Source organism: Bacillus sp. FSL K6-1218 (assembly GCF_038006445.1).
GTDB lineage: Bacteria > Bacillota > Bacilli > Bacillales > Bacillaceae_G > Bacillus_A > Bacillus_A thuringiensis_S.
Window position 1 is genome coordinate 2393113 of sequence record NZ_JBBOVE010000001.1, and the last position, 25770, is coordinate 2418882.

Sequence of the window (25770 nt, forward strand, 5' to 3'; positions counted from 1 at the left end):
CTCATTTGTTCGTTTTGTTCGATGGAGGAATTGAAAAGCACAACTGTCATCATTTTTTGGAAATTGCTTATTACGATGATGAGGGTAATGTGGTTCGAAGCTACCAGAAGGGGGAATATGCGGTATAAGAAAAAAGGACTTGCAGTCGTATCTGCTGTCCTTTAATAGGAGAAAAATTATTCTGGATTAGAACTACGAATAACAAGAAAACGCGCTTTAAATTAGTGTTGTCAAAGATGTAATAATCTATGCAACAAAAAGCTTAGTTGGAATTCAAAACACCAAAATGGCTTGCATTGGTAACAGGCTCAAAACTAGTATATGTAAAATGAAAAATTCCATGCAAAAAGCAGACAATAATTTTGGTTGTCTGCCAGTGAGTCGAATGAGTTAGCTAATTGTGATAAATTGCATTCCTATTAGGAGAAGAGTGAAGCTGCTAGTTCAAACAGCTTGTTGGTATTATTTTCGATATTTTAAAAAATATACAGGAAAAGCAGATAAGTTAAGAACCTACCTGCTTCTGCTGTAACAAAAGAAAGAAGTATTAGCCGTGGATACGGCGGCTTGAGAATAGTATGTATTTTTATTTAAAAAATATTCAAGGGGTGAAGAAACATGGAATGTTTGATACATGGTATCTATGAAATTAATCAGCTAATTAGTAAAACAAAAGAGAAAAATTATGAGTAAATATAACAATAAGAAGGTAGAACTAGACGGCCATGTATTCGATAGTAAAGCAGAAGCAGATTATTACTCCGGATTAAAAATACGCCAAGCTACAGGTGAAATTACAAGCTTTAAATTGCAATGAAAAATTAAGTAACTTTAAAAAATGAGATATGTATCGGAGTCTTTTTATGTACAAAAGAATGAGAGATTTCTTCTGAACATTTAAAAGGAATCTCTTATTCGTAATCGGTAAATTAGGTTTTAGAAAAACGAAAAGATTTTGTATGAAAAATAAATAAAAGAATTCGTTCGTTACAAACGGATTCTTCCCACAAGGTCTGCAAGAAATTCAAGGTAACTGGACCAGAGCAACCTGTGAAATTCCTTGTGATAATACTGTATGCAAATGAATCAAAATGGTTAATGGAAACTAAACAAAATCTTATTTTAAAGCTAAAGAATGTCTTGTGGAGCGCTCCTTATAGCTAATTATGAATGTTTATGTTCAATCTTAGATTTCTTACTTGGAGGAATAAAATGCTCTTGAACAAAGTTTTGATAGACAATACTGCCAATAATTACAATATAAAACACCGTACAAAAGAAGATTAAAATGTATTTTACTGCCTTGTTCATATTAGTACCATCCTAAAAGAGAATTATTTGGATTTTAATATGGTATGTGAAAAAGGTGCATTTATACAAGGGAAGGGTAGTTAGCAAAAGTAAAACAAAATCTTTATTTAAAAACTAAAGAGCGCTTTTTAAAGCGCTCCTTAAGAAAAATAAAAAAGAATACCTCATGATACTGTATGTATGTTTTTTAGGAATGTGAGGATTTAAAACAAAATCGTTATTTGAGAAAAAGGAGAATGGAAATGTCCTTAGTGGGGAATTTGAAAGAACTCCAAGAAAAAGTCATTGATGAAAAGGTATTGGAATTTGCAGAGGAAATGGAATGCGTAATAATCGAAAGTGCTGCAAATGGATATTCAGGTTATAGATATCAAATTCATAAAGAAAATCCAGACAAGCATATTCTGCACTCAAAACCATTTACGGAAAAGTTACAAGAATTAATGGATGGTGTGAAAGTTGAATTTAAGGTAGTAGAAAAGAAAAACATTTTAGGTGGATCTTATTACGAACATTACATCCGTTTTAGTTGGAATGACTAATTTCTTAATAAAAAACGCTATTTTAAATAAAAGAACAGCTAGTGAAATCTAACTGCTCAGTTCTTTGAAAAATAAGAATTAGAATTTGTGTTTAAAATGGTTTACATCAATTAACGAAATTGCTGTAGAGAGATTAATAAATCTTTATGAATACGCAATAATGTTTGAACATCATCTTCTTGAAGTTGTTGTAGTGCTAATTCCATTGCCTTGTAGGAAGTAGAGTTTTCAATGGATTTTTTCGATGCTTTTTGTCCTTGGTTTGTTACCTTTAATTTTATTTCTCTACGATCTTCATCTGATTGTTTTCGCTTGATGAACTGTAGATTAACTAATTCATCTACATTCACACTCACTGTACTTTTAGGAACTGAAAAACGTTCTGAAATCTCTTTAAGAGTAACATTAGGGAGTGCATAAATTGTATTTAAGATACCCATTTGTTGTACTGTTAATCCTAAACTGGAGGCGTTTTGATGTGTGAACTTTATAATTTCTTTGTTTATTGTTACAAATGATTGGACAACTTCTCCTGCTTGTTTGAAACTTTGATTTTTTAAACTCATAATACTCGTCCCTTTTCTAAATTAATTTAGAAAAGAAATCAATACATGTTATTAATAGCAAACTTAATAAAAATTTCATTTTGTCACAAATAAAAGAGCAGTTAGCCCAGTCTAACTGCTCGATACAAAGGTAATAATCTAGATGCATAGATATTATATGCTGAATTATTGATTTTATTTAAGGAGGAATAAAGTAAAGATTTTTTAGGAAATAGGAGTAGGAACAAAATAGAAGAGCAGCTAGCAAAAGCTAACTGCTTGTTGAAAAAAGAATCCATCCCAGGTTATTTACTGGCAGAGTTTCAAGAAATAAATGATTAAATTAATTTAATTTTTCAATTACAATCGAAGCATTTATATTTGTTTGTGTTCCACCCGCCAAAGTCTGCAAAGTAACTGCAGCAGCGGAAGTATGATTATTAAGGGTAATAATATCACCTGCAGCTAAAGCGAGGATTGTTTGGCCGTTGTTTGGTTGAGTTCCTGCACCTGATCCATAAACTGCGCTGGTAACCGGAGCACCATTTAAAAAAAGTGTGAATTGATTAGGTTCAACTCCTGATACAGAAAAAGAAATTTTATAATCTCCTGCATTAAGAACCATTAATTGAGAAGTTCCCAGCGTATGAGTAAAACCAGATGTCATTCTACCATGTGAATTAAAAAGAATAGGTGCTTCTAAGGCAACAACTTGAGCTGCTGTATTGAAAACATAAGCATAATGAGATAATCCAGATACTGTAAGTCCGGTAGGTCCCGTAGGCCCCGGAGGTCCAACAGTTCCTGGCAATCCGGTAGGTCCGGTAGGTCCTGGAGGTCCACCAGAAGGCCCAGTTGCTCCGGTTATTCCGGTTGGCCCAGTAGGCCCCGGAGGTCCAACAGTTCCTGGCAATCCGGTAGGTCCGGTAGGTCCTGGAGGTCCACCAGAAGGCCCAGTTGCTCCGGTTATTCCGGTAGGTCCGGTAGGCCCCGGAGGTCCAACAGTTCCTGGCAATCCGGTAGGTCCGGTAGGTCCTGGAGGTCCACCAGAAGGCCCAGTTGCTCCGGTTATTCCGGTAGGTCCGGTAGGCCCCGGAGGTCCAACAGTTCCTGGCAATCCGGTAGGTCCGGTAGGTCCTGGAGGTCCACCAGAAGGCCCAGTTGCTCCGGTTATTCCGGTAGGTCCGGTAGGCCCCGGAGGTCCAACAGTTCCTGGCAATCCGGTAGGTCCGGTAGGTCCTGGCAATCCGGTAGGTCCGGTAGGTCCTGGAGGTCCACCAGAAGGCCCAGTTGCTCCAGTTATTCCGGTAGGTCCTGGAGGTCCTGGAGGTCCACCAGAAGGTCCAGTTGCTCCGGTTATTCCGGTAGGTCCGGTAGGTCCTGGAGGTCCACCAGAAGGCCCAGTTGCTCCAGTTATTCCGGTAGGTCCAGAAGGTCCTGTCGCTCCAGTTATTCCAGTAGGCCCTATTTGAGGTAAAGGAAAGGGTATGTGACAACAATGCTTTTTAAATTTACTCATTTTTACACCTCCCTTATAAATTAACTATCAATTTATATTTATACTTTAACAACTTATGAGTAAACAGACACACGGGTGTAAGGAAAAAACCTATGAAAATTACATAATAGGTTTTAAGAGCAAGCCTCTATTTTAAATTCCATACCAAAAAGAGCACCATATATAAGTGCTCTTCTGACCAAGACTTATTGTAAACCTATGACTTGTGAGTGTTCTCGAAATTAAGATATAATTCAAAAATTATTTAGTGCAGGGGATATTAAAAAAGAACGCTTCGGAAAGCGCCCTTCTGTAACGACTATCCACTCTAAAAAGAAATGATGCAATATATCATATGAAATTATGTGAATTTAGTTGTGTGTATTTTGTATAAAAATTTCATTTTGTAGAAAAAAGGAAGCTCAAACAGAGCACTATATATAAGTGCTTTGTTTGAGAGTGAGTATAAATTCCTATCATTCTATACTAGTATATGCTCTGCATTATGTAATTGTTATTAAAATGGGCGTAAGATTTATTAAAAGCTACTGCTTTGGGGGTTATATAAATTTAGCTTCGAAGTAACTGAAATGGAATTCTAATATTTTGTGGTGTTGATATAGATAGGTTAAGATGAGGTTGTTCTACTGTATATGTTTTATTATTTTTACACCCTGCCAAATGGTGTTTTTTTAATTCTATTAAAAATAGTAACAGCTCGTCCAAACCTTTCTAATCTACCTTACATAGTATATGTAGTAATAAATTTAAAGGAGGAATCTAGTATGTCTTATTACTACAATGATTATTGTAAGGATTACAAAAAGAAATATCATGATTGTCATAAAAGCAGTAAGAGTTATGACAAATGTGATAAAAAACATGAGGAAAAGCCTTGGTTTAATGTAAAAGTGAATTGTTGTTCTGATGATAACGGATACAATCTTGTAAGAGCATCTGCTTTTAGAGCTGTGAGCACAGTTAATCAGAATGTACCAGCAAATACATTTGTTAAAGTTTTATTCCAAAATGAACAATTTGATTTAGCAAATGAATATAACCCTGCAACATCCATTTTTATACCAAAGGCAAGAGGTGTTTACTCTGTTATTGGAACAATTGCGTTCATTCCCAATAATCTAAACGCAAACTATAGAGCGCGGGTAGAAATTCGAGTTAATGGAAATCCGGCAATTGCAATAGATAATGATTTTTTTGGTCCAATAAACTTTGCCAATGTTGTAGCTGTTTCATCAATAATTCAATTGAATGCAGGGGATGTAGTTGAGGTTTTTGCACAAAGTAGCGTAGCTGGAGTTATTTCTACTGTAGAAAATAGTACGCATTTTGAAGCTGCAAGATTTCCTTCTCCAACAGAATAAGTGATATGAAATCTCTTCAGTAATTTTATCTAAGTAAATTCCCTAATTTAAATAAGGCCTGCATAAATGCAGGCCTTATTTTTTTCGATAAAAAAGGGGATGTTTTCGGGGATTTCTCAAGACAGAATCAATTATACTCTATACCTATACAGTTCTTTGAAAAAAGAATAGTGTGGGGATAGTGTAGCCCCTTTATCAAAACGTTACCGGAGAACGGGCAGTGGCGGTAAGAATCCGTAAAAAGACAAAAAGACCAATTGGATTTATATATTCAGCCACGGTGCATTTGTATAGTGGCTTTTGTGTTTCTTATTGAGTTTAGTATTTTCTCTACTAGATTCATAAGTGACATAAAGGAAATTATTAAAAAAGATTATTTCTCCCCAGAGGGGCAAATGGCTGAAGAACAATTAAAAGTCGAGTTGCAGAAATTTGGAGAATTTAACTCATTAAAAGAAGCAAGAAAGTTTATTTACCGTTACGTTCATAGGAATCCAGAATGGTTCAATAGAAGTGGTGATGTGAATGAATATAACAATAAGCAGTCAAGGCTGGACGTAGATGATGTATGGCATGAAAATGTGTTTAAAAACGAACATCCAAAGATATATATAAATCTTGAAGATTTAAAAAAATAAAAGTAGCGAATCCGCTGCTTTTATTTTAATAAAAAAGCATTTTAAACATTTCTTATAGCATCGAATACTTATGTAAATATGGGAAACAGATTTGATTCTTGGAATGAGGGTATCGGTGTGGATATAACACATATTATGGCGAGAATAGTAGTTAATGGGAAAAATCTTCCGTTTACTTCAGTTAGAACCTCTGCGTGGATTAATGGACTTGCGAATGATTTAATTGTTACGACTAAGCAAAGAGTGAATGAGCTTTATCGGTTTATGTAGTCACGGGTGCCAGTTATGCTAACAATGTATTTCCTTCAGGGTGCTGACGTGATGAAATTTGCTAGGGTTGCTGGGGTTGATGAAAATATATATATCATTTTATTTGGTGATAAGACAAACTTTAAGTAGCCTAACAGCTACTTTTTTATTTTGAACAGAGAAAAAGAACCTGTAGTGGCTCCCTTTCACAATACTACCTTATACTTATTGATTTTCCGCTTAACATCCATAAAAACTAATAGTGCTGCAATAGCGCAAAGACCTTTAAACCATAGAAATTCAGAAGAAAATAGTCCGCCAAAGAAAGCGACCTAGTGTACAAAACAAGTAATACCAAATAACCAAAGCATGAACTTTAATTCTTTTGATGAATATGTATAGTTTTTAAATCTTTACCACATATGTATCAACTCCTATTCTTCTGATGTTCTGTAGTTTTTCTTGATGATATCTCGCATGTTTAAGACAAAGAAATGTAGGAGGTTTTTTCTTTGTCTGAAAGTTCAAAAAGATATATAATAATTTTCTGACTATTAAATTTTGGAGGGGTACAAATGAAAAATGAAGTGTTGCACACGCAAGAAGATATTATTAAAATGCTTGATTCATTATTAAGACCAGCAGAACCGTTTTGGAATGAATTTTATACGAATAGAGAAAAAGATGTTCCGTTTTTTGAAAATGTTCCAGATGAAAATCTAGTTTCCTATATACAAAAAGAATGGATTTCTAAAGGGAAAGTATTAGAGCTTGGATGTGGCCCAGGAAGAAATGCAATTTATTTAGCGACTGAAGGATTCGATGTAACCGCAGTGGATTTATCTATAGAGGGCATTAATTGGGCAAAAGAGAGGGCGTTAGCAAAAGGAATAGAAATTGATTTTATTTGTAATTCGATTTTTAATCTAGAGTGTCAAAATGATTTTGATTTTGTGTACGATTCGGGCTGTTTACATCATATTCCACCGCATAGGAGAATAAATTATGTGAATTTAATTAAAAACTCATTGAAATCAGGTGGTTATTTTGCATTAACATGTTTTGCAGCAGGTGATTTAGATGAGCGAAATGGATCAGAAATAACGGATTGGGACGTATATAGAGGGTGGAGTTTACAAGGTGGCCTTGTATATTCAGAAGAAAAATTAAGAGAGATATTTGACGAGTTTAAGGTGATCGAGATTAGAAAGATGAAGCAAATTGACCAACCAAATACTATGTTTGGAGAATCATTTCTTTGGACAGCATTATTTAAAAAGAAATAAGAACGTAGATAATTGACAAACTTATCGTTTTTATAGAAAATACACTTATGGGAATGTACGTTCGATTTTATTTACCAATGTATGTTTTGCATAAATACATAATAAGGGGTAACTAACTGTTACGATTTATTTAACCAATTATAACGAAAGTTAATTAAATATATCAGTAAGCCCTGCTAGTCAAGTGATTGGCTAGTAGTGAGGGTTAACTGCGGGCAATCCCTAAAGCTGATTGAACTACAACGTGGCTAGAAATGGTGAGCGTGAATGTTGCGAAAGCAGAAAAAATCAATCAGATGGTGCAAGGTTAAATCCTAAACACTAGAACAATGGGTCTTCCGCCTCGAATCATCTAAGTCAAAATGGATAAGATGAACGTTCAACGACTATCTCGTATAACTGACGAGAGTACACCACAAGCCTATGGTGGTGGAAAAATCCTCTATCTCTAAGTAGATAAACATATAGTCTGCGCTCATGTGAAAGCATGAGAAGTTCATAAGAGAACTGGCTAAGGAATTGCGCCCTTAGTTGAACGAGATAAATTTAATTAAATCTATCAAGTCTCATTGAATCTATGCATTATGGTAAATGCAATGAGGTGAGAATAATAATGAAATTTTCACGAGTTAGTCAAGTATCGGAATTAACAGGTTTGTATCCGAGTAGTCTTAGGAGAATGCTGGTGGAACACGCTACTATTCAGAAGAACAAATCTTTCAGTATCTGAAAGGTGAGTGCCGAATAATCGCACAGTAAAGGAGTAGGCTTCTGATGATATTGGCGAAGAAAGTCAGACTGATTCCAACGCCTGAACAAGAAAAAGTGCTTAGAAATCATGCTGGTGCTGCAAGATTCGCTTATAACTATTGTAAAAGAATGAGTGATAGATACTATAAGCTATTTGGAAAATCTGTTTCACAGTTAGCTTTACAGAAACGATTTACAAAGATCAAGAAGCGAAAGAGATATGAGTGGTTAAATGCCATTAACGCACAAGTTCCTAAACAGGCTTCAAAAGATTTTGATACGGCGAGAAAACATTCGTTCAAAAAGTACAAAAATGGTTATCACACTTCTTATAAATCCAAAAAAGATTTAATCCAAGGATTTTATGCCAATTATGAAAGACTGATTATAGGAAAGAAAGTAGTTCATATTCAGTCTATTGGAAAAGTGAAAACAAGCCAACAACTACCAAGAAACAAAAAACCATCCAATCCAAGAGTTACCTGTGACGGTCGTCACTGGTGGATTAGTGTAGGGTTCCAAGAAGACTTTGAATCACAAGAACTAACCAATGAGTCGATTGGTGTGGATGTTGGTTTAAAAGAGCTGTTTGTAGCTTCTAATGGTACGAAAGAACGAAATATAAACAAAGATGCTAAGGTTAAAAATCTTTTGAAAAGGAAAAAATCAGCACAAAAAGATATGTCTAGGAGATTTAAAAAAGGTGTAAAAATTCAGTCTGCCGGATATGAAAAAGCGAAAACTGAGCACCTGCGGTTATCTAGGAAAATTACGAATATCCGAAATAACCATATCCATCAAGCAACAGCTCAATTGGTGAAAAACAAACCAATGAGAATTGTTGTGGAAGACTTATCTATCTCAAACCTGTTAAAAAACAAAAAACTATCGAAAGCATTTTCATTTCAAAAATTAAACTTCTTCTTCCAATGTTTGTCATACAAGTGCGAGAAGTATGGCATTGAGTATGTAAAAGCTGATAAATGGTTCGCCTCAAGCAAGATTTGTTCATGTTGCGGAGTAAAATACGACCATTCAGTTCAACCAGAAGGACAGTGGAGTTTAAAAATACGTGAGTGGCGTTGTGTTGAGTGCAATAGCCATCACGATAGGGATGTAAATGCTGCGATAAATTTATCAAGATGGGTAAAATAAATGCTTGATAATAGGAGGTAACGATACTGCCTCGTGTGGAGTGTTATACCCCTCGTCCCTTCGGGGTTGCGAGAACACGATGAAGCACTAACTTGTATAAATTTGATTGAATTGTATAGATTTAGTTAAGTTTATCGTATCGGCTGTCTCTATATGAGTACTACAAATCAAAAAATCACTACGTTTTTAATGTTCGAAGGTAAAGCTGAGGAGGCGATGAATTTTTACACGTCGCTATTCGATCGATCAGAAATTGTAAATATCTCTCGATACGATGAAAATGGACCAGGTAAAGAGGGTTCTGTCATTCATGCAACTTTTACATTAAATGGTCAAGAGTTCATGTGCATTGATAGTTATGTAAAGCATGCTTTTACATTTACACCATCTATGTCACTTTATGTAACTTGTGAGACAGAAGAAGAAATTGAAGCGGTCTTTCATAAGTTAGCGCAGGATGGATCTGTACTAATGCCTTTAGGTTCTTATCCATTTAGTAAAAAATTTGGTTGGTTAAATGATAAGTATGGTGTGTCTTGGCAGTTAGCGCTTGCGGAATAAATAAATTGTAATTGATTTGTTTAATGGGTTTAGTTCAGAGGGTGAAAATTTAAATAATATATATAAAGGTGTTCCAACCGTCAACAGGTTTGGAATGCCTTTTTATATGTAATTGATTTGCTTAAATGAATTTATATTTTTCTATTTAGTTAGAATATTTTATTTTTCTTACTACTTTTTATTTGTTAATATAAATATAGAAAAATATGTATTAATTATTGGTTAGGTGAATAGAAAAAGGAAAGCATAAATAGTAAATGATCTTACACTTAAAATGTAACAAGATAGCTAGGGGGAATAGTTATAATGGATACAACTCAACAAAACAGTAATGCATGGGATAAGAAGGTGGAAGAAGGTTCTAGATATACGCAGCCTGTAAGTAGCGAGGTTATTGAGAAAAGCAAATCAGGTGAATGGGAGATTACAGTCACTACGGAAAAATCAGTTCCTAGAGAGTGGTTTCCAAAGTCATTAGATGGATTAAAGATACTTTGCTTAGCATCAGGTGGCGGACAACAAGCACCAGTTCTAGCTGCTGCTGGAGCAGATGTAACAGTTACTGATATATCTAAGAAGCAATTGGAACAAGATGAAAAGGTAGCAAAACGGGATGGTTTGACTTTAAAAACCGTACAAGGAGATATGTCAGACCTTGGTGATCTTGAGGATGAATATTTTGATATTGTTGTAAATCCTGTTTCTAATTTGTTTGTAAAAGATGTTCATCTTGTATGGAATGAAGTTTCTAGGGTTTTAAAGAATAAAGGTATTCTTATTGTTGGATTTACAAATCCGTTACTATGGATTTTTGATGATAACCAAGAACAAAAAGGTATTCTTGATGTTAAACATTCAATTCCTTCATCAACATTGGATTATTTACCAGAGGATGAAGTTCAAGATTACATCAATTCAAATCAAACAATAGAATATGCGCATACTTTAGAAGACCAAATCCAAGGCCAAGTTGAAGCTGGTTTTGCTATAACAGGTTTTTATGAGGATGATTTTGGTGGAACAAGGATATTAGATAAGCATATTAAAACATTTATTGCGACAAAAGCTATAAAGTTAAAGATGGATTAAGAATTTTTGTTTGTCGCACGGGGCGTTAGTCGAAGAAGGTTCTTAAAATAGAAAAGGATGGCGAAACTATTCTCAAAACAAGTTTTACACTACTAATTGTATAATTAGGTTATGCTTTTATATTAAGAATTTTGCTGACCGAATCTTTTCCCGAGTTTAGCTAACAATTCAGGTTGATCGCTTTGGCTCATTATAACTTCAATAAAGATAAGTTGATTCTTATTAAAAGTTATATTTGTTAAGACTTCTGCTAATTCTGCTTCATTTTCTACTTTAAATGTTAGACTTTTTTCTTCTGATCCAAATACCATTGATAGTTTATTGTAATCCCACATTTGTATATCATTATAAAGTTGGTTTTGGCCGTGAATGGCACGTTCAACAGTGTATCCGTTGTTATTGATTAAAAATATAATCGGTTTTAAATTTTGACGTAGTATAGTTGATAACTCTTGGGCAGTTACTTGGAAAGAACCATCACCAATAATTAAAATGTTGCGCCGTGATAAATTGGCGAGCTGTGTACCAAGTAGAGCGGGCAGTGTATATCCGATAGATCCCCATAACGGTTGTCCTACATATGCAGTGTTATTAGGTAGAGGGATAGCAGCACTACCAAAGAAAGGTGTTCCTTGCTCTACAATTAAGACGTCGTTTTCTTGTAAGAAATGGTACATTTGCTGCCAAAAACGTTTTTGTGTGACCATTTGTGCTTTTGGAATGAACTTTTCAGTAAAAGGTGATGATTCTAAAATAAATGGCTTAACGTCAAGGGTATCTTTATTACGATGCTCAATTGAATCACTTAAATGTTGTAAAACATCCTGCATTACAACTGGACCGTATTTTTTATCTATAATTTTCACAGTGTAGGGATGGATTTCTATAACTTGTTCTTTTGTAAAACCTTGTGTGAAGCCGCCTGTAATAGTATCAGTTAACTTCACACCAATACTAATAATACAATCAGATTCATCAATTCTTTTTCGCAAGTACGGAGAACTTACATCACCAGTATAAACACCTATAAATTGAGGGTGTTTTTCTGGGAATATTCCTTTTCCCATACTGAACGTCGCGATGGGAAACCCAGTTTTTTCTACGAATTGATGTAAACTTTCTTTAGCGTGAAATCAATCTACTTCAAAATCAGCTAAAATTACAGGTTTTTTGGCGTTATTTATTATTGAAGTGGCATGTAGAAGCATTTTATCCAGCGTTTCTTTATTACTTAAAATCGGTTTATATAAAATTGGTTCCGTAGGTTTATTAATTGGTTTATTATACACATCAATCGGCAAATTAATATGAACAGGGCGTTTTTCATTCCAACATGCACGTAATACACGGTCAATTTCCTCAGCTGCATGCTCAGGTGTTACATTTGTTTGTGCCACAGTGATTTCTCGATACATATTGGAAAAGTGATCGAACTTTCCATCGCCTAGCGTATGATGGACGATTGCTCCATTTTCCATTACTTTTGTTGGTGGCGTACCCGTGATTTTTATAACTGGCACGTTTTCTGCATATGAGCCAGCAATACCGTTAATGGCGCTTAATTCTCCGACACCGAAAGTAGTAATAAGAGCAGCGATTCCTTTTATGCGAGCGTACCCATCTGCTGCATATGCAGCATTTAATTCGTTACAATTGCCAATCCACTTTAAATTTTCATGTGCTACTACATCATCTAAAAAGGCAAGATTATAATCACCAGGAATCCCAAATATATGTTCAATTCCTAATTCGTGTAGTCTATCCAATAAATATGTACTTACAGTATATTGTTTTTTCAAATGAATCATCTCCTAATTATGCAATGAATGTTTCAATAGACTGAACAAGTTCTAATGCGTTGATTAAAATATTCATTACTAGATTGTGGTATAATTTACATACAGGGGGAAAGTAGATGACACAACATAAAGAAGAACAGATGAATGAGGCATTAGCATTATTTTATTTTGCATATAAAACATTTACTGAAAAGCCAGATGAAATTATAAAAGAATATGGCATTCAACGAGTACATCATCGAATTTTATTTTTTATCGCACGTTTTCCAGGGATAAGTGTAAATGAGTTATTATCACTATTAGAAATAAGTAAACAAGCTCTCCACGGGCCGCTACGTCAACTTGTGGAAAAGGGCTTAATTGAGAGTAATGAAGCTATGCATGATCGACGTGTGAAACAGTTGTCTTTAACAGAAAAAGGTACAGATTTAGAGAAAAAACTGAGTGATGTACAAAGACAACAAATGGGTGCTATTTTTTCAAAATTTGGTGAATCATGTGAGGACAATTGGCACCAAGTTATGAATGAAATGGCAAATAGCCGATCAGGTTTTGATGCTTGGATATCGAAACGGGAAATACCAGTCGATCAAAAATAATGAAAAAGCTTCTGTTTTTATCGTTTGAAAAAGAACAAATTTTATCCATACATTTGGCAACTATCGATTGGTCATAGAGTGAATGGATAAAAAGATACATTACTAGATACTTTATACGTGTACGTAATGGAACAATAAAATTCACATTTCCGAAAGGGGAATTATAATGATAAAACTTGTACTTATTCGTCACGGACAAAGTTTATGGAATCTTGAAAATCGCTTTACTGGATGGACAGATGTTGATCTATCAGAGAATGGATTAAGTGAAGCGAGAGAAGCAGGAGCAATATTAAAGAAAAACGGATATACTTTTGATGTGGCTTATACATCTGTATTAAAACGCGCAATTCGGACGTTATGGATTGTACTTCATGAGATGGATCTTACTTGGGTCCCAATACATAAATCTTGGAAGCTAAATGAAAGACATTATGGTGCATTGCAAGGGTTGAATAAAGATGAAACTGCTCAAAAATATGGTGAGGAGCAAGTTCATATTTGGAGAAGAAGTGTTGATGTAAGACCACCGGCTCTTACTGAAGACGATCCTCGATATGAAGCGACCGATCCAAGATATAAAACACTCAAAAAAGGTGAATTTCCATTAACTGAATGTTTAGAGGATACGGAGAAGAGAGTACTTGCTTATTGGCATTCAGAAATTGCGCCGACATTAAAAAGTAGTAATAAAGTAATTATTTCATCACACGGTAACACAATTCGCTCGCTAGTAAAATATTTAGACAACCTTTCAAGTGATGGTGTAGTTTCATTAAATATTCCAACTAGCATTCCGCTTGTTTATGAATTAGACGAAAACTTACGTCCGATTCGTCATTATTATTTAAGTATGGATGGAGAAGTACCTGAAGGGGGAATTCCGAAACATATTTCTTTTTAATACGAAAATTTGAAATGAATGCTTGTCTACATATACAATATAGACTCATGGTAAAGTGAAATTTTAATCAGTGGGGGGCTTACTGCCCACAAAAAAGACGTGGCACCTTCTAATATATATGCAATGTAGCTAAATTTAGAAGCTTGTCCACGTCTTTTGTCATAAAGAGAGCAGCTTGCGCATGTAATGATATCGTGAGTAGTTTTTGAATGGAGGGTGATGTGATTAATGATCTCTAACATTCGAATTGGCTTATTTGTTTTAGCGATTGTCTTTGTAGTCCTTGTTTTCTTTTATTGGAAAAATGAGGAGTTGTACGAGGAGAAAAAGCAACGTATTAGAAAGACTTGGTATGGTTTGTTTATCATATCTGTCACCGTGTATTTCATGATAAAAGGAATCGATTTAACCCTCTGGAAAAATCTTTTAATGTTTACTGCAATGGTTATTTTTGTTGATATTGCGTTCATTTTAACACCTAATATTTCAGAAATATGGGGTGCGAAATTTAGCGATATTGGCAAGACAGTTCAATCAATCAAACGATCATTAATTGCATCTAAAGCGAGAGGAGAAATATACACGACAATTATTCAAAATGTTAATCCATCAGTTTTCGGTACGATGGAATGGCATACGGAAGAGGAATATACAAAGAGCTTAAATGCATTTTTAGATTCATATGGGGAAAAGATTGGCGCGAAAATTGTTGTTTTTGAAGCCGCGAAGGAATTAAATACAAACTTTCGTGGTATTCGCTCGCAATTTAGTATTATCGTTCCGTTAGAACATATCGAGCAATTGAATGAGCAGAAAGCGGTACAAGTAGAAAATGTCGGGATCATACCAGCAAAAATAGTAAGTGACGTTTTCATTGTTATTGATGGAAAGAAAAATAACCTGCAAGATCGGGATTTTGAAAATGTATATAATTTAACAATACATCATAGTTATTTTAGTAAATAAGGACAGAATCTTTTTCTGTCCTTTTCTTCTATACATAAATTAAAAACAAAATCCGACAAAGTTGAATAAAATTGGACAATCATTCCTACACTAGCATGTAGAGGTGATTGTAGTGGTAAAAGATTATGACAATGATTTTTTTAAAGAAGATAACGAAGATACAACAGATTTCTCTTTAATAAAAGGGGATGCGTTGCAGCAAGTAGAAGAATTAGAAGAAGAATTAAAAAGAAAATCATAAGTGTACACTCTTTCTACATTTGCTATATAATATAAATAAAAGGTTGTATCTTTTTGAAAAGGGGGAGAAGAGATGGCTGAAGTCAATGTACAAAAGTCTTCGTTTTTTAAAGAAAAAAAAGAAGAATCCAATACAGATTTCTCTCTTGTGAAAGGTGCATTAACGGAGAATATAAATCGGTTAGAGAAACTGATGAATAATAGCAGTTCAAAATATATACAGGTGAAAAAAACAAAAGAAAATGCATAGAGCATTTTCTTTTGTTTTTTATTTAATAGTAAACTTATCTTTTACTTTTTCAGGTAAATCTGCTTTCTGAATCTCTTCATAGGACTTTACTTCAATTGATGATATTTCATTGTTGCTATTATCATTTTGATCTACATAAAGGCGTAAAAACGCGTCTTCATTTAATTTATGATTGTTTTCCTTTTTTGTACTTCTAAATGTAATTTGTTTTTTGACGCCATCTTCATCATATGCGGGCAGCGTATAGTTTCGTAAGTTTCTACCATCTACTTTTTCGATAGTTCCTTCGCCTTTTATCTGCATGTAATATACATCTTTACCAATTCTATTTAGTGACGCTCTCTCACAGCCAATAGTAAAACTAAAAAATAATAAACATAGTGTAATAATTGCTAAAAACTTTTTCATTTTCTTTATCTCCTTTAATGTGTTTCTTTAAAAAGTATACGACTATTATTAAATGAGAAAAATCGATGTAGATTACAACGCCCTTACAATGTTGTAAGAGTGTTGTACATAAAATGAACAATAAAAGTTAAAAGAAAGATAAAATAATGAATCATGGTATAATGATATGAGACTTACATATTATTTTTTCATTTTGAGAGGAGCTTGAAAAATGTATTCTACTTTAGAACAATTAACAAAGCACCCTGTATTTTTTCATTTTGCAGAAATTTCAAAGATTCCTAGAGGATCAGGTAATGAAAAGGAAATTAGTGATTATTTAGTGGGCTTTGCAAAAGAGCGTAACTTAGAAGTCATTCAAGATGAAGCATTAAATGTCATTATTAAAAAAGAAGCAACAGCTGGTTATGAAAATGTACCAGCTATTATTATTCAAGGTCATATGGATATGGTTTGCGAAAAAAATCAAGCAACAGTACATGATTTTGAAAAAGATCCAATTGAATTACGAATCATTGGGGACATGTTATATGCAAATCAAACAACTTTAGGTGCTGATAATGGTATTGCAGTTGCGTATGCATTAGCTTTATTAGATTCAAAAGAAATTCCGCATCCAGCACTTGAAGTCGTTATCACTACTGAAGAAGAAACGACAATGGGTGGGGCTTTTGCTATTGATCCAAATCATTTTGAAGGAAAGATATTTATAAATATTGATTCTGAAGAAGATCATAAATTACTTGTAAGTAGTGCAGGTGGTGCGAAAGCTGTTGAAACAATTCAAGTAATTTGGGATGAAACGCCAGCGAATATGGATGCATACCGTCTATATGTTGGTGGTCTAAAAGGCGGCCATTCTGGTATGGAAATTGATAAACAACGCGGTAATGCGAACAAAGTATTAGGACGAGTATTACGTGATTTATCAGTACATACGGAGTTTTACATAAGTGAAGTTCACGGCGGATTAAAAACGAATGCAATTCCGCGTGAAAGTGTAGCTACAATTTTAATTCGTACAGAAGATGTAGGACAAGTAGAAGAAAAACTAGAATCATGGACACGTGTATTACAAGAAGAAATGCGTGCTGTTGATCCAGATGTTCATGTTACACTGACAAAATTGGATGAAAAAGTTGAAAAAGTATTTGCTAAAGAGACACAAAAGCAGCTTATTTCATCATTATTCTTAATTCCGAATGGCATTCAAAGTATGAGCATGGATATTAAAGGTCTTGTAGAAAGCTCAACAAATTTAGGCGTTATTGAAACGTTGCAAGATGAAATTAAATTACGTAACGAAGTGCGAAGTTCTGTAAGTAGTTTAAAACAACATGTTGCAGAAGAAATCAAATATATTGCTGAATTAGTTGGTGCTACATTTGAAATAGAGTCAGAGTATCCAGAATGGCCATACAATCCAAACTCACAAATTCGTAATTTATTTGAAAAAGTACATCAAGAAAAATACAATAAAGAAATTGAAATCTTCGCTGTACATGCGGGGATTGAGTGTAGCGCATTCGTTCAAAAGATGCCTGAATTAGATGCAATTTCATTCGGACCAGACATCTTTAACGTCCACACTCCAGATGAACATATCAGTATCTCTTCTGTAGTGAATAACTGGGGATTCTTCGTTGATGTAATGAAGGGTACGAAAGAATTAGCTAAGTAATAACGACGAAATAAAAAGGAGCCTATAAAAATTTATAGGCTCCTTTTTTGTATTGGAATTTATCTCGCTATTTGCCGGGCAGTAAGACTCCCACCTCAAAATCCAGCGAGAGCAAAGAAGTTAGGCGGGGATCGGGCAGCCCGTAAAAGCCCGATTAGTTTAACTAATAATCAGTGAGGGATGAATAAAACCCCACTGATTAAAGTTTTACTTTATGAGAAGTCGTTTTTCGTTAGTATGTAATATTAAGCTTGAACAATTAATAAGGATGAATTGTTGATGTTTTTTAGTACTGATGAAGGGGTGGAGAAATGAAGGGAAGAAAGCATTTTATTGTTTGTATGGTTTTATTGTTCTTCACATTTAGTTTTATTGGTGTTCAGAAAATAATAGCAGAAGAAGTGGAATTTTCAGGAACAACAGCTCCATTGAATGTAAATGTTAGAGGTGCAAAAAGTTTGAATGCAAATATTGTAGATGTGATTCCCGAAAATACAAAAGTATCTTTTAAAGGATGGGAGTATGGTGAAGCGGTTAAAGATTACTGGACAGGAAGTTTAGATAATCGTTGGTTTTATTATTTTAAAGATGGAAAAAAAGTATATATAACGTCAGCGTATATTAATGGAAATCCTCCAAGTACACCAACAGACCGTAAATTATCTGTACCTAACATATTACAAGAAAGATCAAATTGGTGTTGGGCAGGCACTTCGGTCTCAGTTTTAAATTATTTTGGGAAAACTCCTTCACAAGATCAGTACGTTAGGTATGTCAAGGGTGGCTCATATAATACCCCTGCAACTTCACGTGAAATACAATATGGATTATCGGGATATGGTGTTAGTTCAGCTATAAGTTCTGGAGCAAAATCGTATGATTGGTTCAAAAATCAAATTAATAGTAATCAGCCGATGATTGCACTCATTATGTGGCAAAATGGAGCTAACATCGGACACTTTCTAGTACTTGATGGATTTTATAAAGGGACAAATGGAACAGATTATATAACGTACATGGACCCTTGGTATGGTGATCATTATAATCATAATTTCAGTACGTTCCATAACAATAATAATTTTTGGTGGAGTGAAACTGTTTATAATATCCATGCAAACTAATAATATTAAAAGCGGAGGTTCATAAATGGGAAAACTACTTAAGCTTGTGATACCGTGCATGTGTTTAATGACCGTTATTATTTTCGCTAGTAAAATTAGTTATGCATCAAAAAATAAAAGTGAATCAGTACAATCGATCGCATTAAAAGATTATCAATATAGTAAGGGAAGTTCTTCTGAAAATTTAAGTTTTGAAAAAATAACAACATCTCCATTTTCGTTACCAATCTATGAAACAATTCCAGCACAGCAAATTTTAAATAGCTCTGAATTTAAGCATTTACTATTACCAACAAATGAAAAGCTATGGTTTATTATGAAGGGTGAGCAGCCAGAAGGACTGATTGTTGCGAATGATACTGAACCGATTCGAACGGGCGGAGAAAATAGAAGTAAAGATTTATATGGATTATATAAAGCAATAAAAAATAATACAAATGAAACAAAAGATATTAGTTATTTCGAATTTGAAGGGCAAGGAATATTGGTAGTAAATCAAAATAATGATCAAGAAATATACCTTAGTAAAGGTGCTGCTGCCATATTAAAACTTCCTGCTGGTCAAAAGGTATTGAGCAGTGAAGTAATACAGAAAATGAAAGAGAGAATTGTAACTAGTTTTGAAAAGTAGGAAGTGCTAATTCTTTTTTGTGTTTATACAAGGTTGAACAGGTAACAGGATTAATGGTAGCATTAGGGCTGTTTAAAAGCTAGTATTGAATATAAAAAGGTTAGAGAAGTTAATTCTCTAATCTTTTTATATTCTGCTATCTACTGTACAACCTTTTTGCATAGCTGAATTTCCTTATTAGAAAATAAGGGTGCATCTATAAAACCATAATGATAAACTAAAATACCTAATTCCACTCTAGAATTAATATGCCATTTTTCTTTAATATGATTAATTATCGTTGAAATTCTTCTAGGGGTAACATATATTTTTCTGGAAATTTCTGCATCTGTATATCCTTTTGCTACATAAATAGCCACTTCTAACTCTCTTTCGGTTAACATTCTTTTCATAAAATAAGCCCCTTCGAAATTGTTTATATAAAATCAAAAGAAACTATTAAAAGAAATAAAGATCAAAAATCATATTTATTTCTTTTAATTTCGCTATTTGCGGGCAATAAGATTCTCACCTCAAAATTTAGCTGTGGCAAAGAAATCGAACTACCTGTAAACGCCTGCTTGGAGTGGACTAATAATCAGTGGTGATGAATAAAACTCCCATTGGTTATTAGTGAACTTTATTGTAATAATTTCTCATATTGTGATACAAGTTTGTGAAAAAACTATAAATCCATATAAATAGTAATTGTAACTATACTAATTTTACATTACATTAAAAGTTGGAAAATATTCTTATACTCATAAAGTGTTACATTTGAGGGAGGAAAGATGGAATTCTACAATCTTGGTATTATTATTAAAGGACTTAGAAAGAAAAAAAATATGTCACAATCTGAATTATGTCATGGAATATGTTCACAAAGCCAAATTAGTAAGATAGAAAAAGGGATTATTTATCCATCTAGCATATTGTTGTATCAACTATCTGAAAGACTTGGTATTGATCCAAATTATATATTTGCACTGACTAAAAATAAAAAAATAAAATATATTGAAAATGTAAAATGTGTAATGAGAGATTGTGTGAAACAAAAAGAATATAATGAGCTTTACGAAATAGTGAAAAAAGAGAAAAACGAAAATAATTTCCAATCAAAAGAAGATAAACAATTTCTATTATGGCATGAAGCGATTGCTATATATTATGTAAATGGAGCAACAATTAATGCTTTTGACATTTTAAATAGAGCACTAAAACAAACTTTAAGTAGTAGTAACTTTTTATCAGAAAAAGAAATAAGCATAATGAATTCAATTGCTATAATACATGCAGAAAATGAAGAGTATGAGAAAAGCATAAATATATTAAAACAAAGTTTAATTAATTTTAATAAGATAGAATTTCCTAGAGAAAAAGAAATCAAATTAAGACTCATTCATACGTTAACAAAATGTCTACACCTTGCAAATCAATATGAAGAAGCGATAAAGTATAGTGAAATAGGTATAAAATTAGCCATAAATATGAATACTTTATACTTATTAGGTGAATTATTCTTTGAAAAAGGTGCAATTTTATTAAAAGTTCAGCACTCTAATGAAGTTGGTTTAACATACATAAAAAAGGCATTATTTATATTTGAACTAACAGAAAGAAAACAATATATAAAAATGATCAAGGATAAATATATTAAAAATGAAGAATAAACAAGAAACAATCCTAACATAAGCTATTTTTAATTGGTATTTATTCCTAAAAAAAGTACTGTAATACGAACTATTCCTTATTGTTGTTTATTGCTAAAATAAGTACCGTAATATTAGATAAAAATAAAGGGTGGCATTTTATGAAATCAAGAGGGATTACTCGTAAAGCAGATAGCATGGGGCGTATTGTTATTCCAATGGAAATAAGACGGAGTTTAGGAATTGTAGAAAAAGATTCTCTTGAAATGTTTATAGAAGAGGATCAGATTATTTTACGAAAATATCAATCTCCAAGAGCTTGTGCACTTACAGGTGATATTTCAGACAGCAATATTTCGTTAGCGAATGGGAAGATTATTGTAAGTCCAGAGGGGACGGAACTATTAATAAAGAAGTTACAGCAATATCTTTTAAAATAAAAGGTAAGTAAGGATTTTAAAATAGAATATTCTTGTAAAGAAAGTCCTCTATTATTTAGGGGGCTTTTTTATCCCGCTATTTGCCGGGCAGTAAGACCCCCACCTAGAAATTCAGCGGAAGCAAAGAAGTTAGGCGGGGGCCCTGTTGCCCGTAAAAGCCCGATTGGTGAGGGCTGATTAAAGTTCCACTTTATTGCAGTTAGTGCAATGAAATACAAATTACCTTAAAAATAGTCTGACTATTTTTTATAAAAAAACTATTCGTTTACATTTTTTGGTTTCGTGTTATATTTTTATTGTTAATATTAGTGTATTGAAAATTCTGATTTCAATCTTAGGAAAATTCTAGGGAAAGGAATATTTGTGCTTGAATTGAAAATCCTATAAACATAGTTTGAAAGTAAAGTATGAAAATAAATCTCCATTAAATATACTAATTTAATGGAGATTTACGGGGTTAATGTAACTAAAAAGAAATTTTGTATACCCCACGTTTATTCTCTGTAATTTGGTAACTGTAATAGCTCTGACGAAAAGCAAAGGAGCAAAAAAGAAGTAGGTAGTTTATTTAATAGAAGATATGGTGTAAAAAAATAAAACAACGGAGGTTTTATAATGAATAAAGGAATACTGCAGATTACAGAAATCGAAGAAATTAGCATTCCTAATGTATTGAAGGATAAAATCAAGAATCTAATAGACCATGAATTAAAAACTCATAATCCTTATACTTGTGATCAAGAAATAGCTGCAAGCTTTTCAAGAGAGTGGCTTAATTGTTTGATTGATTATTCAAAGAAAACTTCGAATTCAGATATGAAAAAACTACTACATATGATAAAAGTAGCGAATTGTGGTGGAAACGTACCACCTACTCTTATTAAAAATATTCCATGTGATCCTATGGAAACCCTATTACCTGGGGAAAATCGCAAAGGTTTTAATTATGGTGAAGACGAAGACGATAGAATGAAAAAATATTTTTATGCAGAATGGGTCACATGGCTTTTTGCCACACTTTTTAATTATGATGCTTTAATTCACCCATCCGAACATGCAGGGAAAAATAGATTTCACCTCATTTCCCCTTTGAACAACGATGAAGTTTTGCGAAATGTCGGTGCAAGCACCGGTGGCGGGAACTTTTATCAACATAACGATGCCACAGTGTATACAGATATGAAAGACCAATCAGATATTGAAGCAAGATTGAAAACATTCAATACGAATTTAGAAATTGTATCAAATAGACTTAATAAATCCGTGGAACGAATAGTGTCTGAAATTACTTGTGGAAAATTTACTAGAGTTGATGCTCTTTTATTAAAAGGAGTGTTAAATTTAAAAACTCAAACTCATATTGGAACGCCAAAATTACTTCAAAAGCATCTTGAAGAAAATCACTTCAGTAAAGATGATATATTGGCGATAAGTAAAATGCCTATTGCTCATATCGCAGGAATGGCGGATGGTGAAATATCGGGATTTGTAGGGGAAATAAACCAAATCATATTTTTAGATGATAATGGTGATATTATTGCAACTTGTTTGAATGGAGCAGAAAATAGATTGATTTATGTGGGAGAAAGTGAAGAAGAAAAATTGGAATTTGACATGTTTTTAGAACTCTTACGAACAACGCCCACTTATAAGGTTCCACTTACATCTGAAGATTTATTAATTATCCCAAATTCATACTATGGTAAACAAACAAATGTAACTCATGGTAGGGAAAGGTTATCTGAGGAAGAATATAAAATCCCGATTGGAGATAATAAGTACGGAAGAAGAATTGTTTGCAGGCAGTACGTTTCCAGCCGATTACGTGATCAGAAAGAAAGTTACTTTACAGATATCATTAACTAGTTTAAAGAGAGGAGGGGCGACGGGGAGGTTTGGGTTATAATAGCTCAAGCCTGCCCCTATTATTTGTATGGATTTTACTATTGAATTACTCATACTACTATTTTTAGTAGCTGTATTAGCAGGATGGATAGATACAATTGCTGGGGGCGGTGGTATGATAACTATCCCGATAATGTTATTAGTAGGTATGTCTCCTTCTGTAGCGATAGCAACTAATAAACTACAAGGGAGTAGCGGAACCCTCATGGCAACAATGATTTTTATTAAGAAGAAAGAAATTAATCTCAAAGATATGCGTTTGTCCATCTTAATGACCTTTTTGGGATCCGTTTTCGGTGGATGGCTTGTTTTACAGATACGGGCAGAATATCTAATCATGATATTACCTTTTTTACTTATTATTATTGGTCTTTATTTTCTATTATCTCCAAATATAGCAAACGAAGATCGACCGAGAAAAATAAGTATGTTGTTGTTTGCGTTAACAGTGGCTCCATTCCTTGGATTTTATGATGGTTTCTTCGGCCCAGGAACAGGTAGTTTAATTGCTTTAGCGTTCATTCTTTTATGTGGATATAGTGCTACAAGAGCAACTGCAAATGCTAAGATCTTGAATTTTACAAGTAATTTCGCTGCTTTGTTGTATTTTATTATTTTCGGCCAAATCGATTGGGCAATTGGGTTGATTATGATGCTTGGTCAAATTATAGGATCATATATTGGAGCGAAGATGGTGCTTACAAAAGGGACGTCATTAATACGACCAATAGTGGTTATTGTTTGCTTTGTCATGGCAATTAAAATTTTTTTACAAAATATAAACTAATATATTATTTGTATAGGGGCTAGATTGTTTTTATGCTCTTGTTGCATTATTACGCTATTTAAGTCGAGTTCAAAATTACACAATTTGACTAGTGTAATTTATTGCGTTATGCTTTTTTTATTATAAAAGAAAGGCTTGAAGATAATGATTCGTCGTTTGAGAAAGCTAAAAAATGTAGCAGTCGTAGTAAGCTTCTAAGTAAATAACAAAATATATAATACTTAGAAGCGAGGAATAAAGTTATGAAGGATCCATTATTTAATCATTGGTCAGAAACAAAATATATAAAAGATATAGTAACAAATCCACTCATTGAAGTAGGAGAGTACTCCTATTATTCAGGATATTATGGTCATCAAAATTTTGAAGATGGTTGTGTAAGGTATTTGTGGGGGGATGCTAAGTCACAAGCACTGTTTAATCCAATTGAACAGATGGGATGGCATCTTGATAAACTCATTATTGGGAATTATGTTTGCATTGCAAGTGGAGTAGTCATTTTAATGGGTGGTAACCATAATCATCACTCAGAATGGATTACAGTATATCCATTCGCTGAGCAAATTGAACAATCATATGAAACTAAGGGCGATACAGTCATTAAAAGTGATGCTTGGATTGGAATGAATGCTATAATAATGCCTGGTGTTACTATTGGTGAAGGTGCAATTGTTGCTGCAGGATCTGTCGTAAGTAAAGATGTTCCACCGTATACAATAGTTGGTGGAAATCCTGCTAAGGAAATAAAGAAACGATTCACTGATACAGAAATAAACATGTTAATGGAAATGCGTTGGTTTGATTGGGATAGGAAATTGATCGAGAAGGCAATTCTGCTGTTATCTAGTCCATCCATCGAACCATTATTTGCTTTTTATAAAAATGAAGTAAAAAATAAATAAATCAGTTAGAAAAACTACATTCAGTATAGGGTGTAGTTTTTTTATTACAAAAAACTAATAGTTTAGACTAAAGAAAATTTATCTCTAATATAAGTCTAGCAAATAGCTGAATTGAATAATTAAAATCCTTGATAGCTAATAAACGAATGCTTTGTTACCAGTGTGTCTCGATATTTAATTGGGACACACTGGTTTTATCCCGCTATTTGCCGGGCAGTAAGACCTCCACCTCAAATTTCAGCGAAAGCGAAGAAGTTAGGTGGGGGTCTTACTGCCCGTAAAAGCCCGATTGGTAAGGGCTAATAATTAGTGGGGGATGAACAAAACCCCCACTGATTAAAGTTTCACTTTATTTTTTGTAAATGTGGAACAAATGTATTATTTAGATTGTCTATTAATTGTAATCCTAAAAAATATGAAAGTGCGAATCATTTTAAAAAATATAAGGTGATTAAAAATAAGGATATGCGTGGGAATACAAAGTATCAGGGCACCTAAAAGTG

Annotated in this window: 26 protein-coding genes and 3 pseudogenes; 23 read left to right on the forward strand and 6 right to left on the reverse strand. The window is 33.5% G+C overall.

Annotation, left to right across the window (positions count from 1 at the left end; translation table 11 throughout):
- Positions 1-21 precede the first annotated feature (21 nt).
- On the forward strand, positions 22-165 hold the full coding sequence (locus MHI26_RS12255; RefSeq protein WP_176523258.1) for a hypothetical protein: 144 nt from the start codon (positions 22-24) through the stop codon (positions 163-165).
- Positions 166-685: 520 nt separating this feature from the next.
- Positions 686-814 (forward strand): annotated as a pseudogene (locus MHI26_RS12260) (DUF1064 domain-containing protein); the annotation flags it as partial.
- Between the two features lie 350 nt (positions 815-1164).
- Here MHI26_RS12260 and MHI26_RS12265 read toward each other — a convergent pair.
- Entirely contained in the window at positions 1165-1311 is a 147-nt protein-coding gene (locus tag MHI26_RS12265) for a hypothetical protein (protein ID WP_153578076.1), read from the reverse strand.
- 242 nt (positions 1312-1553) lie between these two features.
- Here MHI26_RS12265 and MHI26_RS12270 point away from each other — a divergent pair, with 242 nt between their 5' ends.
- Positions 1554-1853 carry a hypothetical protein gene (locus MHI26_RS12270; RefSeq protein ID WP_061665829.1) on the forward strand — a complete coding sequence of 100 codons (300 nt, stop codon included), beginning with the start codon at positions 1554-1556 and terminating at the stop codon, positions 1851-1853.
- A gap of 110 nt (positions 1854-1963) precedes the next feature.
- Here the strand turns inward: MHI26_RS12270 and MHI26_RS12275 are convergent, their stop codons facing one another.
- Together MHI26_RS12275 and MHI26_RS12280 are read right to left on the reverse strand one after the other, a co-directional pair.
- Complete coding sequence (locus MHI26_RS12275) at positions 1964-2419, reverse strand: MarR family winged helix-turn-helix transcriptional regulator (protein ID WP_061665828.1); 456 nt, start codon at positions 2417-2419, stop codon at positions 1964-1966.
- 322 nt (positions 2420-2741) lie between these two features.
- Positions 2742-3917: a BclA C-terminal domain-containing protein gene (locus tag MHI26_RS12280; RefSeq protein ID WP_340808734.1), complete on the reverse strand. Its 1176-nt coding sequence runs from the start codon at positions 3915-3917 to the stop codon at positions 2742-2744.
- A 764-nt stretch (positions 3918-4681) separates the two neighbouring features.
- Here MHI26_RS12280 and MHI26_RS12285 point away from each other — a divergent pair.
- The 7 genes and pseudogenes from MHI26_RS12285 (at position 4682) to MHI26_RS12315 (ending at position 11006) form a co-directional block, all read left to right on the forward strand.
- Positions 4682-5278 carry an ABC transporter permease gene (locus MHI26_RS12285; RefSeq protein ID WP_061665806.1) on the forward strand — a complete coding sequence of 199 codons (597 nt, stop codon included), beginning with the start codon at positions 4682-4684 and terminating at the stop codon, positions 5276-5278.
- A gap of 293 nt (positions 5279-5571) precedes the next feature.
- Positions 5572-5916 carry a hypothetical protein gene (locus MHI26_RS12290; RefSeq protein ID WP_176318767.1) on the forward strand — a complete coding sequence of 115 codons (345 nt, stop codon included), beginning with the start codon at positions 5572-5574 and terminating at the stop codon, positions 5914-5916.
- Positions 5917-5994: 78 nt separating this feature from the next.
- A pseudogene (locus tag MHI26_RS12295) lies at positions 5995-6296 on the forward strand (hypothetical protein).
- Positions 6297-6740: 444 nt separating this feature from the next.
- Positions 6741-7451, forward strand: coding sequence for a class I SAM-dependent methyltransferase (locus MHI26_RS12300; RefSeq protein WP_061665805.1), 711 nt, complete (start codon positions 6741-6743; stop codon positions 7449-7451).
- A 774-nt stretch (positions 7452-8225) separates the two neighbouring features.
- Positions 8226-9356, forward strand: a complete 1131-nt coding sequence (locus MHI26_RS12305) for an RNA-guided endonuclease InsQ/TnpB family protein (protein WP_098013520.1) — start codon at positions 8226-8228, stop codon at positions 9354-9356.
- 153 nt (positions 9357-9509) lie between these two features.
- On the forward strand, positions 9510-9917 hold the full coding sequence (locus MHI26_RS12310) for a VOC family protein (RefSeq protein WP_061667597.1): 408 nt from the start codon (positions 9510-9512) through the stop codon (positions 9915-9917).
- A gap of 306 nt (positions 9918-10223) precedes the next feature.
- Entirely contained in the window at positions 10224-11006 is a 783-nt protein-coding gene (locus tag MHI26_RS12315; protein ID WP_061667596.1) for a class I SAM-dependent methyltransferase, read from the forward strand.
- Between the two features lie 122 nt (positions 11007-11128).
- Here MHI26_RS12315 and MHI26_RS12320 read toward each other — a convergent pair.
- A pseudogene (locus tag MHI26_RS12320) lies at positions 11129-12814 on the reverse strand (alpha-keto acid decarboxylase family protein).
- 107 nt (positions 12815-12921) lie between these two features.
- On the opposite strand from MHI26_RS12320, the gene MHI26_RS12325 reads away from it, so the two are divergent.
- The 5 genes from MHI26_RS12325 (at position 12922) to spoIISB (ending at position 15764) form a co-directional block, all read left to right on the forward strand.
- Positions 12922-13404 (forward strand): MarR family winged helix-turn-helix transcriptional regulator, encoded by a 483-nt coding sequence (locus MHI26_RS12325; protein ID WP_000191888.1) that lies wholly within the window; start codon positions 12922-12924, stop codon positions 13402-13404.
- Positions 13405-13570: 166 nt separating this feature from the next.
- Complete coding sequence (gene gpmA, locus MHI26_RS12330; RefSeq protein WP_061667595.1) at positions 13571-14308, forward strand: 2,3-diphosphoglycerate-dependent phosphoglycerate mutase; 738 nt, start codon at positions 13571-13573, stop codon at positions 14306-14308.
- Positions 14309-14536: 228 nt separating this feature from the next.
- The gene (locus MHI26_RS12335) at positions 14537-15274 is read left to right on the forward strand and encodes a type II toxin-antitoxin system SpoIISA family toxin (protein WP_000624982.1); all 738 of its coding nucleotides are present in this window, start codon (positions 14537-14539) and stop codon (positions 15272-15274) included.
- A gap of 112 nt (positions 15275-15386) precedes the next feature.
- The gene (locus MHI26_RS12340; protein ID WP_000237817.1) at positions 15387-15515 is read left to right on the forward strand and encodes a hypothetical protein; all 129 of its coding nucleotides are present in this window, start codon (positions 15387-15389) and stop codon (positions 15513-15515) included.
- A 72-nt stretch (positions 15516-15587) separates the two neighbouring features.
- Entirely contained in the window at positions 15588-15764 is a 177-nt protein-coding gene (gene spoIISB / locus MHI26_RS12345; protein WP_000852627.1) for a stage II sporulation protein SB, read from the forward strand.
- Positions 15765-15782: 18 nt separating this feature from the next.
- On the opposite strand, the gene MHI26_RS12350 is transcribed toward spoIISB, so the two are convergent.
- Positions 15783-16172, reverse strand: coding sequence for a YxeA family protein (locus MHI26_RS12350; RefSeq protein ID WP_061667594.1), 390 nt, complete (start codon positions 16170-16172; stop codon positions 15783-15785).
- 211 nt (positions 16173-16383) lie between these two features.
- Between MHI26_RS12350 and pepD the strand changes: the two genes are divergently transcribed.
- The 3 genes from pepD to MHI26_RS12365 all read left to right on the forward strand — a co-directional run bounded on the left by pepD (position 16384) and on the right by MHI26_RS12365 (position 19605).
- Positions 16384-17853, forward strand: a complete 1470-nt coding sequence (gene pepD, locus MHI26_RS12355) for a beta-Ala-His dipeptidase (RefSeq protein ID WP_061667593.1) — start codon at positions 16384-16386, stop codon at positions 17851-17853.
- A gap of 311 nt (positions 17854-18164) precedes the next feature.
- Positions 18165-18974: a papain-like cysteine protease family protein gene (locus MHI26_RS12360; RefSeq protein WP_000678377.1), complete on the forward strand. Its 810-nt coding sequence runs from the start codon at positions 18165-18167 to the stop codon at positions 18972-18974.
- Between the two features lie 25 nt (positions 18975-18999).
- A complete protein-coding gene (locus MHI26_RS12365; protein WP_000517275.1) occupies positions 19000-19605 on the forward strand; it encodes a hypothetical protein in 606 nt (201 codons plus the stop codon).
- Between the two features lie 140 nt (positions 19606-19745).
- On the opposite strand, the gene MHI26_RS12370 is transcribed toward MHI26_RS12365, so the two are convergent.
- Positions 19746-19997, reverse strand: coding sequence for a response regulator transcription factor (locus tag MHI26_RS12370; protein WP_000827562.1), 252 nt, complete (start codon positions 19995-19997; stop codon positions 19746-19748).
- A 378-nt stretch (positions 19998-20375) separates the two neighbouring features.
- Here MHI26_RS12370 and MHI26_RS12375 point away from each other — a divergent pair, with 378 nt between their 5' ends.
- The 5 genes from MHI26_RS12375 (at position 20376) to MHI26_RS12395 (ending at position 25267) form a co-directional block, all read left to right on the forward strand.
- A complete protein-coding gene (locus MHI26_RS12375; RefSeq protein ID WP_061667592.1) occupies positions 20376-21254 on the forward strand; it encodes a helix-turn-helix domain-containing protein in 879 nt (292 codons plus the stop codon).
- A gap of 140 nt (positions 21255-21394) precedes the next feature.
- Positions 21395-21673, forward strand: a complete 279-nt coding sequence (locus MHI26_RS12380) for an AbrB/MazE/SpoVT family DNA-binding domain-containing protein (protein ID WP_000842214.1) — start codon at positions 21395-21397, stop codon at positions 21671-21673.
- 615 nt (positions 21674-22288) lie between these two features.
- Complete coding sequence (locus MHI26_RS12385; RefSeq protein WP_001032356.1) at positions 22289-23539, forward strand: hypothetical protein; 1251 nt, start codon at positions 22289-22291, stop codon at positions 23537-23539.
- Positions 23540-23606: 67 nt separating this feature from the next.
- The gene (locus MHI26_RS12390) at positions 23607-24365 is read left to right on the forward strand and encodes a TSUP family transporter (RefSeq protein ID WP_000347982.1); all 759 of its coding nucleotides are present in this window, start codon (positions 23607-23609) and stop codon (positions 24363-24365) included.
- Between the two features lie 242 nt (positions 24366-24607).
- Positions 24608-25267 (forward strand): CatB-related O-acetyltransferase, encoded by a 660-nt coding sequence (locus MHI26_RS12395; protein WP_061667591.1) that lies wholly within the window; start codon positions 24608-24610, stop codon positions 25265-25267.
- The last annotated feature ends 503 nt before the right edge of the window (positions 25268-25770 follow it).

Bases quoted from the DNA above. Each gene is read 5' to 3' on its own strand.
- MHI26_RS12255 (WP_176523258.1), top strand. From the start codon at position 22: ATGGAGGAATTGAAAAGCACAACTGTCATCATTTTTTGGAAATTGCTT.
- MHI26_RS12265 (WP_153578076.1), bottom strand. From the start codon at position 1,311: ATGAACAAGGCAGTAAAATACATTTTAATCTTCTTTTGTACGGTGTTT.
- MHI26_RS12270 (WP_061665829.1), top strand. From the start codon at position 1,554: ATGTCCTTAGTGGGGAATTTGAAAGAACTCCAAGAAAAAGTCATTGAT.
- MHI26_RS12275 (WP_061665828.1), bottom strand. From the start codon at position 2,419: ATGAGTTTAAAAAATCAAAGTTTCAAACAAGCAGGAGAAGTTGTCCAA.
- MHI26_RS12280 (WP_340808734.1), bottom strand. From the start codon at position 3,917: ATGAGTAAATTTAAAAAGCATTGTTGTCACATACCCTTTCCTTTACCT.
- MHI26_RS12285 (WP_061665806.1), top strand. From the start codon at position 4,682: ATGTCTTATTACTACAATGATTATTGTAAGGATTACAAAAAGAAATAT.
- MHI26_RS12300 (WP_061665805.1), top strand. From the start codon at position 6,741: ATGAAAAATGAAGTGTTGCACACGCAAGAAGATATTATTAAAATGCTT.
- MHI26_RS12305 (WP_098013520.1), top strand. From the start codon at position 8,226: ATGATATTGGCGAAGAAAGTCAGACTGATTCCAACGCCTGAACAAGAA.
- MHI26_RS12310 (WP_061667597.1), top strand. From the start codon at position 9,510: ATGAGTACTACAAATCAAAAAATCACTACGTTTTTAATGTTCGAAGGT.
- MHI26_RS12315 (WP_061667596.1), top strand. From the start codon at position 10,224: ATGGATACAACTCAACAAAACAGTAATGCATGGGATAAGAAGGTGGAA.
- MHI26_RS12325 (WP_000191888.1), top strand. From the start codon at position 12,922: ATGACACAACATAAAGAAGAACAGATGAATGAGGCATTAGCATTATTT.
- gpmA (WP_061667595.1), top strand. From the start codon at position 13,571: ATGATAAAACTTGTACTTATTCGTCACGGACAAAGTTTATGGAATCTT.
- MHI26_RS12335 (WP_000624982.1), top strand. From the start codon at position 14,537: ATGATCTCTAACATTCGAATTGGCTTATTTGTTTTAGCGATTGTCTTT.
- spoIISB (WP_000852627.1), top strand. From the start codon at position 15,588: ATGGCTGAAGTCAATGTACAAAAGTCTTCGTTTTTTAAAGAAAAAAAA.
- MHI26_RS12350 (WP_061667594.1), bottom strand. From the start codon at position 16,172: ATGAAAAAGTTTTTAGCAATTATTACACTATGTTTATTATTTTTTAGT.
- pepD (WP_061667593.1), top strand. From the start codon at position 16,384: ATGTATTCTACTTTAGAACAATTAACAAAGCACCCTGTATTTTTTCAT.
- MHI26_RS12360 (WP_000678377.1), top strand. From the start codon at position 18,165: ATGAAGGGAAGAAAGCATTTTATTGTTTGTATGGTTTTATTGTTCTTC.
- MHI26_RS12365 (WP_000517275.1), top strand. From the start codon at position 19,000: ATGGGAAAACTACTTAAGCTTGTGATACCGTGCATGTGTTTAATGACC.
- MHI26_RS12370 (WP_000827562.1), bottom strand. From the start codon at position 19,997: ATGAAAAGAATGTTAACCGAAAGAGAGTTAGAAGTGGCTATTTATGTA.
- MHI26_RS12375 (WP_061667592.1), top strand. From the start codon at position 20,376: ATGGAATTCTACAATCTTGGTATTATTATTAAAGGACTTAGAAAGAAA.
- MHI26_RS12380 (WP_000842214.1), top strand. From the start codon at position 21,395: ATGAAATCAAGAGGGATTACTCGTAAAGCAGATAGCATGGGGCGTATT.
- MHI26_RS12385 (WP_001032356.1), top strand. From the start codon at position 22,289: ATGAATAAAGGAATACTGCAGATTACAGAAATCGAAGAAATTAGCATT.
- MHI26_RS12390 (WP_000347982.1), top strand. From the start codon at position 23,607: ATGGATTTTACTATTGAATTACTCATACTACTATTTTTAGTAGCTGTA.
- MHI26_RS12395 (WP_061667591.1), top strand. From the start codon at position 24,608: ATGAAGGATCCATTATTTAATCATTGGTCAGAAACAAAATATATAAAA.